The sequence below is a fragment of the Neobacillus soli NBRC 102451 genome (genome assembly GCF_001591665.1).
In the GTDB taxonomy this organism is placed as follows: domain Bacteria; phylum Bacillota; class Bacilli; order Bacillales; family Cytobacillaceae; genus Neobacillus; species Neobacillus soli.
This window is the reverse complement of record NZ_BCVI01000016.1, coordinates 1-17,788: the sequence shown is the minus strand read 5'-3', so window position 1 is coordinate 17,788 and position 17,788 is coordinate 1. Positions and strand designations below refer to the sequence as shown.

General features: G+C 38.6%; 15 protein-coding genes and 1 other annotated feature. Of the genes, 3 read left to right on the top strand and 12 right to left on the bottom strand.

Annotated elements, in window-relative coordinates; genetic code table 11:
* Positions 1 to 15: 15 nt before the first annotated feature.
* The 8 genes from BSO02S_RS05740 to BSO02S_RS05705 all read right to left on the bottom strand — a co-directional run bounded on the left by BSO02S_RS05740 (position 16) and on the right by BSO02S_RS05705 (position 8,919).
* A complete protein-coding gene (locus BSO02S_RS05740) occupies positions 16 to 771 on the bottom strand; it encodes a prepilin peptidase (protein ID WP_066063792.1) in 756 nt (251 codons plus the stop codon).
* Positions 771 to 1,187, bottom strand: coding sequence for a prepilin-type N-terminal cleavage/methylation domain-containing protein (locus BSO02S_RS28370; RefSeq protein WP_084374911.1), 417 nt, complete (start codon positions 1,185 to 1,187; stop codon positions 771 to 773). The genes BSO02S_RS05740 and BSO02S_RS28370 overlap by 1 nt, the downstream gene beginning before the upstream one ends.
* A 143-nt stretch (positions 1,188 to 1,330) precedes the next feature.
* Positions 1,331 to 2,536 (bottom strand): type II secretion system F family protein, encoded by a 1,206-nt coding sequence (locus tag BSO02S_RS05730; RefSeq protein WP_066063790.1) that lies wholly within the window; start codon positions 2,534 to 2,536, stop codon positions 1,331 to 1,333.
* Positions 2,529 to 3,578, bottom strand: a complete 1,050-nt coding sequence (locus BSO02S_RS05725; protein ID WP_066063788.1) for a type IV pilus twitching motility protein PilT — start codon at positions 3,576 to 3,578, stop codon at positions 2,529 to 2,531. Before BSO02S_RS05725 ends, BSO02S_RS05730 begins: the two co-directional genes overlap by 8 nt.
* A gap of 12 nt (positions 3,579 to 3,590) precedes the next feature.
* Entirely contained in the window at positions 3,591 to 5,252 is a 1,662-nt protein-coding gene (locus BSO02S_RS05720) for a GspE/PulE family protein (protein ID WP_066063786.1), read from the bottom strand.
* Positions 5,253 to 5,267: 15 nt separating this feature from the next.
* Complete coding sequence (locus BSO02S_RS05715; protein WP_066063785.1) at positions 5,268 to 6,590, bottom strand: G5 domain-containing protein; 1,323 nt, start codon at positions 6,588 to 6,590, stop codon at positions 5,268 to 5,270.
* 19 nt (positions 6,591 to 6,609) lie between these two features.
* Positions 6,610 to 7,380: a hypothetical protein gene (locus BSO02S_RS05710; RefSeq protein ID WP_066063784.1), complete on the bottom strand. Its 771-nt coding sequence runs from the start codon at positions 7,378 to 7,380 to the stop codon at positions 6,610 to 6,612.
* Positions 7,381 to 7,620: 240 nt separating this feature from the next.
* Positions 7,621 to 8,919, bottom strand: a complete 1,299-nt coding sequence (locus BSO02S_RS05705) for a prepilin-type N-terminal cleavage/methylation domain-containing protein (protein ID WP_066063780.1) — start codon at positions 8,917 to 8,919, stop codon at positions 7,621 to 7,623.
* A 62-nt stretch (positions 8,920 to 8,981) separates the two neighbouring features.
* Between BSO02S_RS05705 and BSO02S_RS05700 the strand changes: the two genes are divergently transcribed.
* Positions 8,982 to 9,368, top strand: coding sequence for a type IV pilus modification PilV family protein (locus tag BSO02S_RS05700; protein WP_066063779.1), 387 nt, complete (start codon positions 8,982 to 8,984; stop codon positions 9,366 to 9,368).
* 1 nt (position 9,369) lies between these two features.
* Entirely contained in the window at positions 9,370 to 9,885 is a 516-nt protein-coding gene (locus BSO02S_RS05695; RefSeq protein WP_066063777.1) for a type II secretion system protein, read from the top strand.
* A gap of 70 nt (positions 9,886 to 9,955) precedes the next feature.
* On the opposite strand, the gene BSO02S_RS05690 is transcribed toward BSO02S_RS05695, so the two are convergent.
* From BSO02S_RS05690 to BSO02S_RS05680, 3 genes are all read right to left on the bottom strand, one after another.
* Positions 9,956 to 11,677 (bottom strand): sensor domain-containing diguanylate cyclase, encoded by a 1,722-nt coding sequence (locus BSO02S_RS05690; RefSeq protein WP_084374908.1) that lies wholly within the window; start codon positions 11,675 to 11,677, stop codon positions 9,956 to 9,958.
* 73 nt (positions 11,678 to 11,750) lie between these two features.
* Positions 11,751 to 13,073, bottom strand: coding sequence for a bifunctional folylpolyglutamate synthase/dihydrofolate synthase (locus BSO02S_RS05685; protein WP_066063775.1), 1,323 nt, complete (start codon positions 13,071 to 13,073; stop codon positions 11,751 to 11,753).
* Positions 13,074 to 13,316: 243 nt separating this feature from the next.
* On the bottom strand, positions 13,317 to 15,959 hold the full coding sequence (locus tag BSO02S_RS05680) for a valine--tRNA ligase (RefSeq protein WP_066063773.1): 2,643 nt from the start codon (positions 15,957 to 15,959) through the stop codon (positions 13,317 to 13,319).
* Positions 15,960 to 16,115: 156 nt separating this feature from the next.
* Positions 16,116 to 16,350 (bottom strand) — a binding site (T-box leader).
* A 160-nt stretch (positions 16,351 to 16,510) separates the two neighbouring features.
* Here BSO02S_RS05680 and BSO02S_RS05675 point away from each other — a divergent pair.
* Positions 16,511 to 16,705, top strand: coding sequence for a YszA family small membrane protein (locus BSO02S_RS05675; RefSeq protein ID WP_066063770.1), 195 nt, complete (start codon positions 16,511 to 16,513; stop codon positions 16,703 to 16,705).
* A gap of 17 nt (positions 16,706 to 16,722) precedes the next feature.
* Here the strand turns inward: BSO02S_RS05675 and ysxE are convergent, their stop codons facing one another.
* The gene (ysxE, locus tag BSO02S_RS05670; protein ID WP_066063768.1) at positions 16,723 to 17,763 is read right to left on the bottom strand and encodes a spore coat protein YsxE; all 1,041 of its coding nucleotides are present in this window, start codon (positions 17,761 to 17,763) and stop codon (positions 16,723 to 16,725) included.
* Positions 17,764 to 17,788: the final 25 nt, after the last annotated feature.

Genomic DNA, 17,788 nt, shown 5'->3' with positions numbered 1-17,788 from the left:
TCAATAACCCCTTATTTAAAATCCTTGATTTAGAAACTGTAAATATAAATCGATCATTTTCGGTCCCCAATAATACGCTGTCAAGGTTCCCGCTGCAATAAATGGACCGAACGGTATCGGCTGCCGTCTTTTTACAATTCTAAAAAGAAGTGCTAAACCGCCAATAACTGCACCGTACAATGTCGAAAGGAAAAATGACAGGATAACAAGTTTAAAGCCTAGAACTAATCCTAGTAAGGCATACAGTTTGACATCACCGAAGCCCATTCCACCTTTACTGATAAGAGCGATGAGTAGAAGGAGGCTGAAGCCAGTCACAGCACCAAGAAGGCTGTCCCACCAAGGGGTTAACGGCCAAATAATCCGTTCCAATAAAAAAATCCCTGCAAACCAGATTAGTATTTTATCAGGGATGATCATATAGTGAATATCGGAAACAATGATAATCATAAACATCGAGATTAGTGTTAATGCCACTACTAATTCTCCGGACCATCCAATAACTAATGGTGCTATTGCAAAAAGTAATCCAGTGAGCAGTTCAAAGATTGGATAGATAGGAGAAATCCGCGACTGACAGCCGCGGCATTTTCCCCCTTGTAGCAAATATGAAATTACCGGAATAAGTTCATATGGTTTCAATTGATGGCCGCAAGTTGGACAAGCCGAACGAGGGGTGACAATTGATTGTTTTAATGGAACTCGAAGGCCGACAACATTGTAGAAGGAGCCCAGGAATATACCATAAATAAATAATAAGTAGATAAACATTACTTAGAAGCTTCAATCAAATTTTGTTCAGTTATTTCTGTACCACTAGTTATAGCAGGATGTACACCAGTTAATTTATATGAGTAATTACCAGAAGTAGAATTTTTTGAGACTGTAACTGTAAAGGCGGTATCATTTTTTACATGGTCTAAATATTGTAATAAATCATCTTTTGCTATTACTTTACCACCTGCAGGAATTGTAATATTGTCATTATTAGCCATATACATTTTTGCAGCATTAATAATTTGAATGCCATCTTGAGCATCTGACTTAACGGTTGATTTGTTGATAACATTCCCAATCGCGGGAATAGCAATCGCCGCAATAATCCCCAAAATAACAATAACTGCCAATAATTCAATAAGGGTAAAACCTTTTTGTTCCTTCATTTTTAATCTTAAAGCTTGTACCATTTTCCCATCTCCTTCTGGTTCTATGAACCTAGTATTATTTCTCTATGAGTATACAATAAATGACAGGATTAGAAAAGAGAAATTTTATCGACTTTTGTCCCAATATTTACATTTTTGTTGTTTCTAGTCTATTTTTGCTATTTTTAGCTCATTTGGTCGAACATCGCAAACATTGGCATCATAATAGACAGCACAATGACACCTACAACTCCAGCCAATAGTACTATCATAATTGGCTCAATTAATGATTTAAGTCGATCAGTACCTTGCTCGACTTCCTTCTCATAGAATTCAGCAATCTTTGATAGCATCGCATCTAATGCTCCGGTGTTCTCGCCAATTGAAATCATCTGGGTTACAAGCGGTGGGAATGCCCAGTGGCGTGTCATCGGTTCCGTCATTGAACGCCCTTTTTCGAGCGTATCACGAGATTCTCGGATAACTCTAGAAATCACCTCATTTTCGACGACTTTTTCAACTATAGACATAGCTTGGAGAATCGGAACAGAGCTTGAAAATAACGTACTAAGTGTTCTCATCATCCTTGCTAATGCTGCTTTTTGCATCATATTGCCGAATATTGGCATCCTTAATAGCGCGTAATCTAGATAGTATTTTGTATTTTGATTTTTTTTAATGTAAATAAAAAATACAATAATTAAAACGATAATGAGACCAATAAGCCACCAAAACGATTGCATAAATTTACTAGAAGCCAATACAAATTTCGTAATCGCTGGGAGTTCGGCGCCCATATCGGCAAACATGGTTACAAATGTTGGAACAACGGAAACAAGTAAAAAGATAACAGCACCGATAGCCAGAATTCCGATGACAGCCGGATATGTTAGCGCGGAAACGATCTTTTGCTTTGTATAATGTTGTTTTTCAAAATCCTCGGCCAAGCTTTCGAGTGTCTCATCCATGTTTCCACTGACTTCGCCCGCCTTGACCATGTTGATAAACATTGGGGAAAAGATTTTCTTATGCTTTGAAACAGCTTCTGAAAATGGATTCCCTTCGCGGAGCTCCTGTTCTGTATCTAATAATGCCTTTTTTAAACCTTTACTTTCTGTTTGCACTGCGAGAATAGCTGTTGCTTCAACAACTGTTACACCTGCCTTTAACAGGGTTGCAAATTGTCTTAAGTAAATAACAAAATGCTGCATTTTTACTGGGTTCCCAAGAGAGATATCCATTGTCATCAGTGTTTCAGGAACCTCCGCCATTTCAATGACCCTAATTCCATCATCTTTTAGCTTGACCATTGCTTCGCGTCTAGAACCGGCATTAACTGTGCCCTGCCGTTTTCCTTTGCGGTCGCGACCTGAATATTTAAATCTAGCCATTCATCATCATCTTTTCTTGTAAATATTGTGTCGCCGATTCCTTTTGAATCTGATTCCTATCGATTAGGTCCCTGATACTCATTTCAAGCGTATGCATCCCCTGAGCGCGGGAGGTTTGCATCGTGCTCTGAATTTGATGGATTTTTTCATTTCTAATTAGGTTAGCAATCGCAGCATTGTTTACTAATATTTCTGTGGCCGCTTTTCTGCCTTTTTTATCAGCAGTAGGAAATAACCGTTGCGAAATAACACCAACTAATACAGATGCTAATTGAATCCGTATTTGAGGCTGCTGACCTGATGGAAACACGTCGATAATCCGGTTAATGGTTGTTGGCGCACTCGAGGTATGCAACGTACCTAACACAAGGTGCCCTGTTTCCGCAGCTGTGATTGCAATCGACATAGTTTCAATGTCACGCATCTCACCAACTAGAATCACATCGGGATCCTGACGAAGTGCACCCTTTAAACCATTCGCATACGATTTCGTATCAAAGCCAACTTCCCGCTGGTCAATAATCGAGTTTCCATGCCGATGAAGATACTCGATTGGATCTTCAAGGGTAATAATATGCTTTCGCATCGTTCGATTTATGTAATCAATCATTGAAGCAAGCGTTGTTGATTTCCCGCTTCCAGTTGGACCGGTAACAAGAATTAACCCTTGTGGTTTCTCCACAAGTTTTGAAACAATCTCAGGTAAGTCTAATTGTTCAATTGTCGGTGTTTGTGATGCCACAACCCTTAAGGCAATCGACACACTCTTTCTCTGATGGTAGGCATTGACACGAAAACGTGAAACACCAGGAACTCCATAAGAGAAATCAAGCTCGCCTTTTTCCTTAAATAATTCATACATCCCCTCAGGAATTATTGCTTTTGCCATTTCTTCTGTATCGTTTGGCATTATTTTTTCTGTTCCATACCTTCTTAAGTCACCGTTTATGCGCATGACTGGAGGAACACCGACAGTTAAATGAACATCGGAAGCCTTATATTCGATTGCTGCTTTTAATATTGCGTCGATTTTTTCTTTCATCGTAACGTTCTCCTACTCCAGAATTGCTACACGTAATACTTCTTCCGTTGTTGTTACGCCTTGTTTTACCTTTAATAAGCCATCGTCAATTAAAAAAATTGTTTTATTTTTTGTTGCCAATTCCTTTAGCCTTTGAAATGACTCATTATTCATCATCGCACGACTCATCTCATCACTAATAACTAGGACTTCATGAAGAGCAATCCTGCCTTTATAACCGGTCATATTACAGGAAGAACAGCCTTTCCCCCGCGATATTTTCTCAATTTTCATCCCGCGTCTAGCGAAAATTTCAATCTCGCGCTTTGATGGTTCATGAATTTCGATACAATCGCGGCATACTTTACGGACAAGCCGCTGTGACACAATCCCGCTTAAAGAGGAGGCAAGTAAAAACGGCTCGACCCCCATATCAATCAGTCTTGTTACAGTTCCGATTGAATCATTGGTATGAAGGGTGCTTAAAACTAAGTGGCCTGTTAATGAGGCACGAATTGCGACCTCAGCCGTTTCTTTATCACGAATTTCCCCGACCATGATAATGTTTGGGTCTTGGCGAAGAATCGATCTTAATCCAGCCGCAAAAGTCATCCCGACATTCGGGTTCACCTGTATTTGATTAATTCCTTCTAACTGGTATTCCACAGGGTCCTCAATGGTGATGATATTAACCGCTTCGCTATTAAGCTTATTAAGTGCCGCATAAAGGGTCGAGGATTTACCTGATCCCGTTGGTCCTGTAATCAGGACAATACCGGTTGGCTGTTCTATCATATCTGCAAACCGTTTAGCGTTTAGAGTGTTGAAGCCTAATTTATTTATATCATTTAGTGTTGAACCCATATCAAGAATACGCATAACAATTTTCTCTCCGTAAACCGTTGGAAGTGTTGATACACGGAGATCGATTGGATGAAATTCGAGATTTAATTTTATCCGTCCATCTTGAGGAATTCGATGCTCTGTAATATCAAGATTGGACATAATCTTTATTCTCGCTGTTAACACACCTTGCATATGACGGGGCAAAACACGTTCCACCCTTAAGACCCCATCGACACGATAACGGACGACCATTTTCGTTTCTTGCGGGTCGATGTGAATATCACTTGCTCTTTGGATAACAGCATTGGTAAAAATCTGATTTACGAGACGGACGACCGGAGAATTCAGATCTGTAACATCATCTGCTCGTCCTTTTTCATTTTCCGGCAGTTCGTCCAACAATTCTTCTAATGCATCGTCAACATTGTAATATTTATTAATTGCCTTGATTACATCGTCTTTTGTGGCAATGGCAGTCTCGATTTGGAAACCAGTCGATAAACGCAAATCGTCAATAACGATAAAGTCCATCGGATTAACCATGGCAACAAACAACTTATTGCCATCTTTTTTTAACGGAATAATTAAGTTTCTTCTTGCCGTTTCTTTTGAAATCAGTGAAAAGAGATTCGTATCAAATGGGTATTGAAAAAGGCTAATATGCGGGATACCCAGCTGATACTCAAGCACTTCAACTAACTGCTGTTCAGTTATAAGACCCTTTTGCAGCAGGGCTTCACCTAATTTTTGATTAGGATCCATTTCATCCATCGTGGATTGAAGCTGCTCAGCTGTAATAAATCCTTCTTCCATTAATAAATCTCCGAGTCGTTTTCGTGATTGCCTCATGCTTTATCCCTGCTTTTATTTAGGTTGTTCATTCGGTTTTCCCCACAGATCACTGTCACTTGATTCTGGTTGAGTAGTATCAGGAGTAGTTGTTGTTTGACTATTAGCATCCGTAGTTGTGGTATCGGTTGTAGTCCCCGTCTGATTTCCGGCCGTATCAGGAGTCAGGACCGTACCTTGCTGATTTCCCGCCAACCCATGTACCTCAACTTTATATACAGGCGGATAATAATCTTCTGAAATCAATTCCCTCTTTAACAACTGATTTTCCTGATACACTTCCCTGTAAATCTTAACGATTTGACCCTCTGCCCCTTTTGTTTGTACCATTGTTTTCCCAGGAAGGAGCATTGGACTATATTGAACAATTGTCTTAGGCTTTAACCTTTGTTCATCTTTTGAAGTGATTTCATAATTATAAACAAACTTTTCACCTTTTAAAGTTACCTTTAACTTGTTACTTTGTAATTGTAGTTCAAGAATATACTTTGCTTTATTTGGATTTACTAATACTAAATCTACCTTTTTGATTGGGTTAACCTTAGCTTCAAACCCTAAGCTCGCATAATCCGGGAGTGAACTGCCAATGTTTCTTTCAACAATCGAAAAGTTTGAAGGTAGCACAGCTTGATAAATTCCCGTAGCTAATAAATTCAGTGTTGAAGCATCCGTTATCTTTTGTTTCTTTGCAAATTCTAGCAGTGAAAAAGTGGATTCAGCCGAGATTTCAATTCTTGGATTTCTCTCAATAAGGGATGGTAATTCAAATGGTATATCCTTCAATTCAACTACAGCTTTATTTAAAACAGCATCCTTTTTGATATGATCAGCTAATAAAAAGTCATTAAAAAGATTAAGAGTTTGTGAACCAGATTCAAAAAGTGCCGCCGTTCCATTTAAACTAGTTGCTAGCTTATCTAAATCAAGATCACTACTTTTCACCTGTGGAAAAAGAATCTGTATTTGTTCTTCCACCTTGGATTTATCAACTGTAAAGTATGCGATATTTTTTTGCCCATCCTTGATTGAATCAACTGTTTGTTTTGCATCCAAATGGAAAAGATTTAGATCAAACGGAGCAGTTTTTCCACCATACTGCAGTTCAATCGACGTATCTTTAAGCCAGGTGACGTACTTTTCCTCCAACAGACTAAGCGCTTCATCTCCCGTTTTCCCTGAAACATCTAATGCCCCGATTGTGGTACCATCAGAGAATTTTCCATTAGCATTTGTAATTTTTTTAAATGCTTTAGCGCCATAATTGGAAAAGCTAAAAATAAATGCTGTACTTAAGAATAATACAACAAACAATTTTATAAATTGCTGATTTTTGCCCAAATTTCTGCCTCCCTTCGAATTACTTTTGTAAGACTACCTTTTTCTTGGTTTCTATTTCTTCAAGAGTACCATCATCACGTTCAGCTGCCACTTCTTTTTGTGCAAGTAGGAAATCGAATAGAGAGTCGTCCAAAGGCTCATTCACCTCTGTTGATGAAAGAACTTGAATTTCTTCGAGCATATCTTCCTGATTTCCTTCAGCTTTTTCTTCTGATTCAATTTCAAGTAAACTTTCTATATCAGATAAATAACCTTTATCTAAAGTTGTCTCTTCTATTTGCTCGTTTACTTCTAAGTCCGTATTTCTTTCTAGTAAAAATGAAATATCCTCGTCAATTACTTCAGTTTCATTGTCTATTATTTCTTCACTATCAGCTATCATTAGAGATTGATTCTCATCACTTGATGAATCTAAATTAATATAAGAGGCATCGGCTAGCTCTTCATCAATTTTAACAAGGTTAACATTTTCTAGACTTTCTATATCGTAAACTGGTTCCGCACTTTCAATTTCATCCTCAAATACTTCCTCGAAAGCAAAATCCTCTTTTAATATTAAAGTTCCCATACGATTATTCATAAAGTACGCTACAAAAATGATAAGTGCAAATAGCATTAATGCAGTCTGCCATAGTGGAAAGATAGAAACAGATGCAAGGCCACCAAGTGACAAAATAAAACTAGCTAATACAACAAATAACTTCCCCTTTAAGGTGTAACCTAAAGATAAAAAAGATATGATTAACATGAGTACAGCCATAGAACCTATGGCCCATATAATCGTTTGCATTTATTCACTCCCCTTTTATATAGTCTATTTATACTATTAAACTACATTTTCCTTCAAATAAATTAATTTTTTTAGATATCTTCAAAAATAAGACAAAATTCGCCTACTAAATATTGTATAATACTATTATAGATTTTAAAAGGACACTCTATAATTTCTTGGTAGGTAAATTTGAACAGAAAAAGACTTCCTGTAGTGGAAAGTCCTTTTCTGTTTTTTATTTTGGTGATTAATACATTTTTACTCACTTACAAAAGGATAGTCTTGAATATTTTTTATATACGTACTGATAGCTTTAAAGGATACATTTGTTCCTCCACTCGAAACCTCAAAACCATCTCTTGCAATTATAAGTCCTTCAAAAGAACCTCCATTAAAAGTGACTTTTCCATTCGGTGCATATAATACACCAGTTACCCCACCTGACCATCCTTCATTTATATTAATATTACCTTTACTTACAATAATCATATTCTTTCCACTTCCTGTAAGTGTGGAAAGACCATTAGTATATATTTTTTTATTATTTCCTAATATGCTATCATTAACATAGCCATTTTGTGCTAACCATTGATCGCTCTTTAACGGCGGAATATCATAATTAGGAATTGTAAACCCTTGTACTGAATCTTGTTTAATAACTTTAGATAAAATAGTATTATCGTAATTAGCTGGTTTGGTTAAGGAACCTGTATAATAAATATGACTTTTCACTCCAATGGTAGGAGTCCACCCCAATTCCACATCACCATTTACAAAAACATTTCCATAAATATTTGCATCCTTCAGTTTAAACTTCCCATTGACATAAACATCACCATAAATGTCGCGAGTTCCATTCCATAACGTTAAGGCTCCATTTACATACATATTTCCTGGTGATGTACTTGAACCTAAACCTGCACTTCCTCCATCAAAATTAGCATTTCCATTAATATAAATATTAGAGACATTACTAAAGGCCCCTCCGTTTATGTCACTTCCTAAAAGGTTTCCTCTTATAACCATTGTCGCATTCGGCCCATTTACCTTTGTTCCTTGGAATATGAATTGTTTTCCATAAATAAAGAGATTTGGAAGAAGTGTATAAAAATTTGGTTTAATATCTACATTAACGTTTGGAGCTACGGATAATTTCGACTCAATTATGGTTTTAATCTCAAAAGTATTTTTTTGTTGATCAGCTAACTTGAATTGGACATTTAGATCAGAAGAAGGATTAATTGTTTGGCATTTACTACTTTTGTTAATCTCTATATCATTATTTTTTATATTGATTTCCTCAAAAAAAAGTTTATTATTTGTAATTAAGCTGTCGTAACATAAAGAGTATTCTCCCCATTGATGTTGCTGCCTTAATTTGCTAATAATAATATTAGCTTCTTGTCTTAAATTAACATGGGATTGTGTTTTTTGATTTAATTTTATTGTAGAATTGAATACACCGAAGATTACGCTAATTAACATACTTGAAATGACTAACGTTGCCAGGACTTCAATTAATGTAAATCCAGATTGATTCGAAAAAAATTTTCTCAATACTCTCACCAGCTTCCATTAAATAGGGTTATTAAAATTAATTAATAAGGAGGGGGCCGAAGTTGAATAAATCATACTTTAATAACGACGGTTTAACATTGATAGAATTACTAGCATCCATCGCTATTTTGGGAATTGTTATTATTTACTTTTTAAGTTTCTTTACTCAATCTATCATGTTTTCCTCAAAATTAGAAGATAAATTAACAGCATTAAATGTAGCTGAGAAAGTTTTAAGCAATGTTAAGAACAACCAGGCAAATTTGGATGCACCAGTCAATTTAAATGGAAAATACTATTATCCTAATATTACATATCCACTTCCATCAAATGAAGAGAACAAATTAAAATTAATAAGGGTAAATATTAAAATTTATATGAAACAAAACTATGATCCTAATTCACAACCACTCACCGAGATCTTTGGTTATGTAAAAGCAGGGGGATAATATGGCAAGATTTAAAAAGAACGAAAATGGATATACCTTAATAATAGTCCTCCTTACCATTATGGTAATTGGGATAATGGCCATATCAATAATGACAAATATTATGAATAGTAGACTTCAATTTCAAAAAGCCGAGGAAAAGGTACAATTAACAAAATTAACGAAAATGGGAAAAGTCTATATTGGAAACGCTGTCGATACATCAACAAATCAAGCTAAAATTAATGTACTTGCATGGTTACAGACTTCTCCTAGTCCCACACCAACTACTAGCCAAATTACTACCCGGTACATAAGTGAATTGAACACTGAAATGAATAAATATGTACCTAGAAAAGATTTCGAAATAGTTTTAAAAGAAAATACTTATCGATTTAAATTAAACGTAGAAGCTATTAATGCTATAGATAAAATTGTAAAGTATACAATTACTCCCTCATTGAACGGAGTATATAAAGGTGAAAATTCAGTTAGTGGGGAAATATCTATTAATCTTAATATAGCGACATTTCCATAACTATATCTCTAAATAAATATAGGACTTCCTAAGCACGCAAAAAAGGTTAACCCTAAAGGGTTAACCTTTTTTATTTGACATACTCCGCCACCCGATTCCTACCAGCCCGCTTCGCCCCAACATATAATGCCCTATCTGCATGACGAATTAAAGCAAGGTAGTCTTCTGAATCTTCTGGAGCAGTCGCCACCCCAATTGAGGCGGTAATCATTACCTTCTGTTGCGTTTTGTCTAGATCCAACGACTGTTGTAGTGTAAATGGCCAATTGGAAATCATTTGTCTAATTTGTTCGGCCAGTTGGTAGGCTTCTTCTTTTGGCACGTCTGGTAAGAGGACCACGAATTCTTCTCCGCCATAGCGTGCCACTGTCCCGCGGTCTCCTACTAGCTTACTTAGCCTGCTGGCAAGCTCATAAAGGATTTCATTCCCGCTTTGGTGACCGTACGTGTCATTTACAGTTTTAAAATGGTCGATATCAAGAATGATTAACGATAGCATTTTTCGCTCGAAACGGGTCAGCTTTTCAAATTCTTGTGTCAACATGTTTTCAAAATAGCGATAGTTGAATAATTTCGTTAACGAGCAGTGCTCACTTTGCATTTTTGTTTGTTCATAGTTCCGGGCATTTTCAATGGCCACTGCGAAATGGGAACAAAGAATGTCAATAATCATTAGCTGCGATTTTTCATAGGCGCGTTTTCGCTTGGAGGCCAGCAGTAACACCCCGATTAAATTATTACTTCTTATGATTGGCACACCCAAAATACTTTCCGCATCTTCCGGAATTTGGGCATTTGAATACTGTTCCCAATCCTTTTTTGCGGTAAATAAAAAGGCCTTTCGTTTCTCCCAAACCATGCCGCTGATTCCTTCATTTTTATTCATCGAAATCATATCATTGGGCATGGCCTTCCCAGCTTCAAAACGGTACATCAATGTAAGTTCGTCATTATCATTAGTCTCAAAGATATAGGCATAATCAACCGGCATCATTTCACTGAGCTTCTGGATAAACAGGTCGCGGACATCGTTCACGTACAGACGCTCGACCAGCTGATGGCCAATTTCCGCCGCCTTTTGTAAATATTCATTTATTTTTTGACTAGAATAATAGTGAGTAAAAATTGTTGATAGACTAACAAATGGAATTCCCACAAAAAGAATCGCTAATAATCCTACCTGTTTAAAGAGAATATACAAAACGAAACCGATTGGGAATGTAATTATCGTCGTAAGCGTCTCAACAAAAAGTTCCTTGCCGAAAAAGGGTTCTTTACTTTTATAGATATAATAAATATGAAAAGAAAGAATAATTTGATTGAAAGCAAAATATAAAACGATATACAAGACAGCGAACCATAATGAACTAGTATCGGTTGTGAAATTGGGTCTGTGCTGTCCGCCAAGTAAATAATAGGTGATTCCACTTAAAAAAGAAACAAGAAAAAACATATACAAATTAAGCGGCAGTCGGAAAAATTCACCCTTGCGAAGGATTCTTAACTTAACCATTAAAACAACGACTGCAACCTGTGCAAAGATGATTTCAATAAATAAACCAAACCTCAAAAAGGTAGCAAGTGCCACCCATTGGATTAAAAAAATAAACACTTCATTGATGACAATTGGCAACGAGGCAACAACAGATGTTAATAGTAAAAATGCTGCTATTTCGATCCAATGATCAGAGATATCGGGAGGATAAGTTTGATAGGTGAACCACAATCCTGCTGGGACTATTAAAAGCCAGACAAGAAAAATAGCTTTTTTAATATGTGGTTTTACATCCATGCTTATCCCCCTCTCTCTGGCAAAGTATTATTAATTCAAGATAAAATTATTCTACCATTTTTATTACAGCTTGTCATAATGAAATCACCATATTTTTCAAATATTTAGTTAAATATGGTTTTGCCTCTGAAATAAAGTAGAGCGAACCTGTTATGACAAGCATGTCGTTACTATCCATGTTTTGAATCTCTTCTAACAAATAGGACTGCCAGTTGTCGACGGCCAGTTTGTTTGCTGATTGGCTGATTTTGAGCAATTCTTCTGCTTTGGCGGCACGCGGGAAATCAAAGCTGACAAATGAGATTTGATTGGCCGCTTTGTCGAGCTTAGCGATCATTTCGTCCAGCTTTTTATCCGATAACGCAGCAAACACAATCTGGATATGGCGATGTTCATATCGTGTCTTTAATTCGTGAACCAAGGCTGAAATTCCTTCCTCATTATGAGCCCCATCAATAATGACAAGTGGATTTTCAGACAGGATTTCAAATCTTCCCGGCCAGTATGCCTTTTTTAAACCGGTTCGAATGGCTTGCTCCGTAATGGTGAACGAGCCCTGTTGATTTAGAAATTGAGCAGCTTGGACAGCTAGCGCTGCATTTTCCGTTTGATGTGTCCCAATCATGCTGATTTCCAGGTCCTTCATCCATTGATTTTCGGTTTGTAATGAAAAGACTTCGCCTTTAGCAAGTGATTCGTGAGAGCTGACTGAGAACTCTTGATTAAGCCGGTAAATCGGTGCGGACTTTTCCCACGCCTGTTTCTCAATTACCTTCAGGGCCCCTGGGTGTTTGACAGCTGTAAAAACAGCTGTGTTCTGTTTGATGATTCCCGCTTTTTCAAAGGCGATTTCCTCATACGTATTACCAAGGATATTCGTGTGATCAAGTCCAATGTTTGTTATCACAGAGGCTAGGGGAAGAAGAATATTGGTTGAATCAAATCGTCCGCCTAAGCCCACTTCAAAAATGACAATGTCGACTTTTCTTATATTGGCAAAATAATAGAACGACATCGCAGTAATGACCTCAAACTCAGTTGGACCGCCAATCTCTGTTTCTTCTAATTCATCTGCCAATGGCCGAATAACATTTGCGAGCTGCAGTAGTTCATCATCGGTAATCGGCTTTCCGTTGACACTAATTCGCTCGTTAAACTGCTCAATATATGGCGAGGTAAAGGTGCCTACCGTGTATCCCGCCGCTTCGAGCATCGAGCGGAGAAAGGTTACAGTTGAGCCTTTTCCATTCGTGCCGCCAACATGGACTGCCTGTATTTTTGTTTCCGGATTGCCAAGCTTGTCCATCATCCATTCCATTCGCGTTAATCCGGGTTTAATACCCAGCCTTAATCGCGCATGGATCCATTCCAGGGCTTCTTTATATGTAGTAAACATTTTGTACCACCCCATCTATTTTATCTACTTCAAAAGTTTGATTCGCTGATAAAAGCGTGAAATTCGCTGATAAAAGCGTGAAATTCGCTGATATATTTCAAAATTCGCTGATAAACAACGGAAAACCGCTGATAAATGGCAACCACCCGTAAACTCGAACCGTTCCAACGCGATTTTAAATGTTTTTCAAAGATTTTTATAAGACGAGACGAATCTATTGCTAGATTCGCCTCACTTTTCTCATTATCCTCTTAATTCTTTAATGCGTGCTTCAACAATCGCTCTCTTTTCACGATAATCATTTTCCTTTGCACGTTCTTCGGCTACAACACTTTCAGGTGCTTTTTTCATAAAACCTTCATTACTTAATTTCTTTTGAACCCGGGCGACTTCTTTATTTAAGCGTTCTGATTCTTTTTCAAGACGAGCTATCTCTTCGTCGATATTAATTAAGCCTTCAAGCGGCAGGATGATCTCCAGGCCGGTAATGACCGCAGTCATCGCTTTTTCAGGCGCTTCAAGCTCAACACCCATTTGTAATTCTTCTGGATTACAGAAACGTTCAATATAGCTGCGGTTGTTCTCAATCGCTTTTAGAACCGTTTCATCCTTCGCTTTAACGAGCATTTTGATTTTTTTACTCATTGGCGTGTTTACTTCAGCCCTGATATTCCGGACCGAACGAATCATTTCGACGAGAAGTTTCATTTCTTGTGCTGCTTGTTCGTCGGAAAGCTCAGGATCTACTTCTGGCCACTTAGCAGTCGTAATCGACTCGCCATTGTGAGGTAGGTTCTGCCAAATTTCTTCGGTGATGAATGGCATGAACGGATGAAGCAAACGCATGGTTTGATCCAAGACGTGAGCAAGAATCGAACGGGTCGTTTTCTTCGCTGCCTCGTCTTCACCATATAACGGCAGCTTCGCCATTTCTATATACCAGTCACAGAAGTCATCCCAGATAAAGTTGTAGAGGGTACGGCCGACTTCACCGAACTCATAGCGCTCTGAAAGTCTTGTAACATGCTCAATCGTTTCATTTAAGCGAGTTAAAATCCACTTATCCGCAACAGATTTTTCACCACTAAAATCAATTTCCTCGTAAGTCATGCCATCCATGTTCATTAACGCAAAGCGGGATGCATTCCAAATTTTATTGGCAAAATTCCAGGTTGATTCCACCTTTTCTGTGCTATAACGTAAATCCTGACCTGGAGAAGAGCCCGTTGATAGGAAGTAACGCAGTGCGTCAGCCCCGTACTTGTCGATAACATCCATTGGGTCGACGCCGTTTCCAAGCGATTTACTCATTTTACGTCCCTGTTCGTCACGAACGAGGCCGTGAATGAGAACGTCTTTGAATGGGCGCTCGCCGGTAAATTCGATGCTTTGGAAAATCATTCTTGATACCCAGAAGAAAATAATATCATAGCCTGTTACTAATACACCCGTTGGGAAGTAGCGCTTATAATCGGCGGCTTCTTCGTTTGGCCAGCCCATGGTCGAAAAAGGCCAAAGTGCCGAGCTGAACCATGTATCTAATACATCATTATCCTGGTTCCAGTTCTCAGGATCTGCCGGTGCTTCCAGACCTACGTATATTTCCCCAGTTTCTTTGTGGTACCAAGCCGGAATGCGGTGACCCCACCAAAGCTGTCTTGAAATACACCAGTCACGGATATTTTCCATCCACCGTAAATACGTTTTTTCAAAACGATCTGGAACGAAGTTTACCTTTTCTTCTTTGTTCTGCAGGGCAATCGCTTCATTAGCGAGCGGCTGCATTTTAACAAACCATTGGGTTGACAGGTATGGTTCAACAACGGCCCCGCTTCGTTCAGAATGTCCAACTGAATGCGGATGCTCTTCAATTTTGAAAAGAACGCCCTGTTCCTGCAGATCTTTGACAATCTGCTTGCGGCATTCGAAGCGGTCTAGGCCGTTGTACTTACCAGCCTTCTCATTCATCGAGCCGTCTTCTTTCATTACAAGAATCCGTTCAAGATTATGGCGGTTACCGATTTCAAAATCGTTCGGGTCATGTGCTGGCGTTATTTTTACCGCCCCAGAACCGAATTCCATATCAACATAGTCATCCCCTACGATAGGGATTTCACGACCGGTGATTGGCAGGATGACGGTTTTGCCAATTAAATGCTTGTAGCGGTCATCTTCCGGATGAACAGCCACAGCGGTATCGCCAAGCATCGTTTCTGGACGGGTTGTCGCGATTTCGATATGACCGGAACCGTCAGCTAACGGATAGCGCATATGATAAAAAGCACCTTGAACATCCTTGTAAATAACTTCAATGTCCGATAAGGCTGTTTTGGTGGAAGGATCCCAGTTAATAATGTACTCGCCGCGGTAAATCAGGTCTTTTTTATAAAGGGTTACAAATACTTCACGAACAGCATCTGATAAGCCTTGATCAAGGGTGAAACGCTCGCGGCTGTAGTCTAAGCCGAGACCAAGTTTTGCCCACTGGGCCCGGATATGGGAAGCATACTCTTCCTTCCACTTCCATGTTTCCTCAACGAATTTTTCCCGGCCTAAATCGTAACGGCTTTTGCCTTCACTACGGAGCTTTTCTTCTACCTTAGCCTGTGTGGCAATTCCGGCATGGTCCATCCCCGGAAGCCAAAGCACATCATAGCCCTGCATCCGCTTCATCCTTGTTACGATATCTTGCAGGGTTGTGTCCCAGGCATGACCTAAATGAAGTTTACCAGTAACATTTGGCGGCGGGATTACAACTGTGTAGGGCTGTTTGCTCTCGTCATCCTTTGCTTCAAAAAACTTCCCTTGCAGCCACCAATCATAACGACCTTTTTCAATCGTTTGCGGATCGTATTTCGTTGGCATTGTTATTTCTTTTGTTTCCATCTATATTCCTCCATTTAAATAAAAAAGGTGGTGTGAGCAGAGCTAGCGTTCACCTTTTTAAAACTTTAAAAATATTCTTATTACCCAAATTAGTTAAACCAATATTCTTTTGCGGCGCTCCGCCCCTTTTCCGCAAAAAAAAACCCCAATTCGTCATAAAAGGACGAATGGAGTTTGCTTCGCGGTACCACCTTTTTTCCAATCAAAAAACGATTGGCTCTCAAGCAGGATAACGGATTCAATCCGTCTTCAACTAATAGGATTGATTCATCCGTTCGCAGAAGAAGCTATTGGGTGACCTTCCGACGTTCTGCTTAGGAAATCTTCCAGCTGCTGATTTCCCTCTCTTTAAGCAGGAGTGTGTCGTACTCTTCCCAGTCTTTGCTTATGTATTTTAATTATATTGTTATACTACCGAAAAATAGGTCATGACGTCAATCATGATAACCAAATTTTTTATATTTTATACTGTATGCAACTTTTAGGAGAACTTCCACACGAATTGAATATATATAAAATAAATGCTTTTTTAGAAGGGGAGGACTCTTTCGATGAGGGGGAGACGATTCAACAAGGTATCTTACCATCCCTGGTTTAGAGCTTGCAGGAGAATTGCCGGACGATTTATTATTCCGTTTATTATTTTTCAATTTATTCGGACGCTTTTGTTACCGACCGTTTTTGATATTTTGCTATTGACGGCATTTCTTGTGATTGCCATATCTATTTATTTTGACGTCGTTTAAGGAGCCCATTTTGCAGGTTATGACTGCGGCTGGGCTCCTTCTTTTGCCTGTTGTTGCTGTGCATCGATTTCCGTCATTCTCATTACGACATACTCTGAATTCTTCAAATGCCAATAGCGGTGCTGAAGCTGGCGCACAAATTTCAATTCATTTTTGTGTCCCCGCTTACGATAATAGCTTTCTGCGACCTGCATGATTGGCACCGGCAGGGCTAAATAGCTGAAGAATAATAATTTTTCATCTGCTTTAAACGGAAAGTATTTTAAATAATGATACACCCAGTCAACAGAGGTATCATTTCGTTTCGGATTGGTGTTAAGGGCACGCGACAAATAGGGCAGGAGGTCATGGATGGGCGAGCCATAGCGGGCATTTTCAAAATTAATAAAATAGCCGTATCCTTTATCGTCGTAAAGAAAATGCTCTGATGACAATTTCCCGTGTGTAATAACCATGCGGGCTTTGTCATTTTCCTTCGTGCTCTCGTACCATTCTTCAAATTTTGACTTTGAAAATCGTAAGGCCTGACTTATTTCGTTGTAATAGAGGCAATATAACAATTCAAACGGCGACATATACGTTTTTTTTTCACATTCATCGATAAACCCATCAAGGAATTCCTGCTGTTTCTCAAGCTGCTGAATGGTCTTTTCATAGTGTTCTGTTCGTTCTTCTTTGTTCACCGTGATTTCTTTAGCGGAAAGGGTATGCAGTCTGGCGATTTCGCGAAAAAGCTGTAAATTTCTATGCTCGCGATCTTCTTTTTGATCATTAGACATCCATGGCATTAAGTAATAAAGATTATTTTCATGTAAAACGGCATAGCGGCCATCCATCGTCGGATAAATAGGGACGATGCGGTTAAACCCTTTTTGATAGAGAAGATGGACATGGCGAATAAAATCCGTTCCGGTTGTCGGAGCGATTTTTTTCAAGGCAAAGGTTCCTTTGTCTGAATAAACCTTTTGGACAATGCCGTAATCCTCAACAAAATAAGGCTCGACAAGATAATTTTTTAAAACAGGCGTTAGCTGGTCAAGTCGATTGGGATCACTCATTAGAACTCAACTCACTTTCGAATAG

Coding starts and splice junctions, on each gene's coding strand:
- BSO02S_RS05680 (WP_066063773.1), bottom strand. CDS start 15,959: ATGGAAACAAAAGAAATAACAATGCCAACGAAATACGATCCGCAAACG.
- BSO02S_RS05675 (WP_066063770.1), top strand. CDS start 16,511: ATGAGGGGGAGACGATTCAACAAGGTATCTTACCATCCCTGGTTTAGA.
- BSO02S_RS05720 (WP_066063786.1), bottom strand. CDS start 5,252: ATGAGGCAATCACGAAAACGACTCGGAGATTTATTAATGGAAGAAGGA.
- BSO02S_RS05730 (WP_066063790.1), bottom strand. CDS start 2,536: ATGGCTAGATTTAAATATTCAGGTCGCGACCGCAAAGGAAAACGGCAG.
- BSO02S_RS05690 (WP_084374908.1), bottom strand. CDS start 11,677: ATGGATGTAAAACCACATATTAAAAAAGCTATTTTTCTTGTCTGGCTT.
- BSO02S_RS05740 (WP_066063792.1), bottom strand. CDS start 771: ATGTTTATCTACTTATTATTTATTTATGGTATATTCCTGGGCTCCTTC.
- BSO02S_RS05695 (WP_066063777.1), top strand. CDS start 9,370: ATGGCAAGATTTAAAAAGAACGAAAATGGATATACCTTAATAATAGTC.
- ysxE (WP_066063768.1), bottom strand. CDS start 17,763: ATGAGTGATCCCAATCGACTTGACCAGCTAACGCCTGTTTTAAAAAAT.
- BSO02S_RS28370 (WP_084374911.1), bottom strand. CDS start 1,187: ATGGTACAAGCTTTAAGATTAAAAATGAAGGAACAAAAAGGTTTTACC.
- BSO02S_RS05725 (WP_066063788.1), bottom strand. CDS start 3,578: ATGAAAGAAAAAATCGACGCAATATTAAAAGCAGCAATCGAATATAAG.
- BSO02S_RS05710 (WP_066063784.1), bottom strand. CDS start 7,380: ATGCAAACGATTATATGGGCCATAGGTTCTATGGCTGTACTCATGTTA.
- BSO02S_RS05685 (WP_066063775.1), bottom strand. CDS start 13,073: ATGTTTACTACATATAAAGAAGCCCTGGAATGGATCCATGCGCGATTA.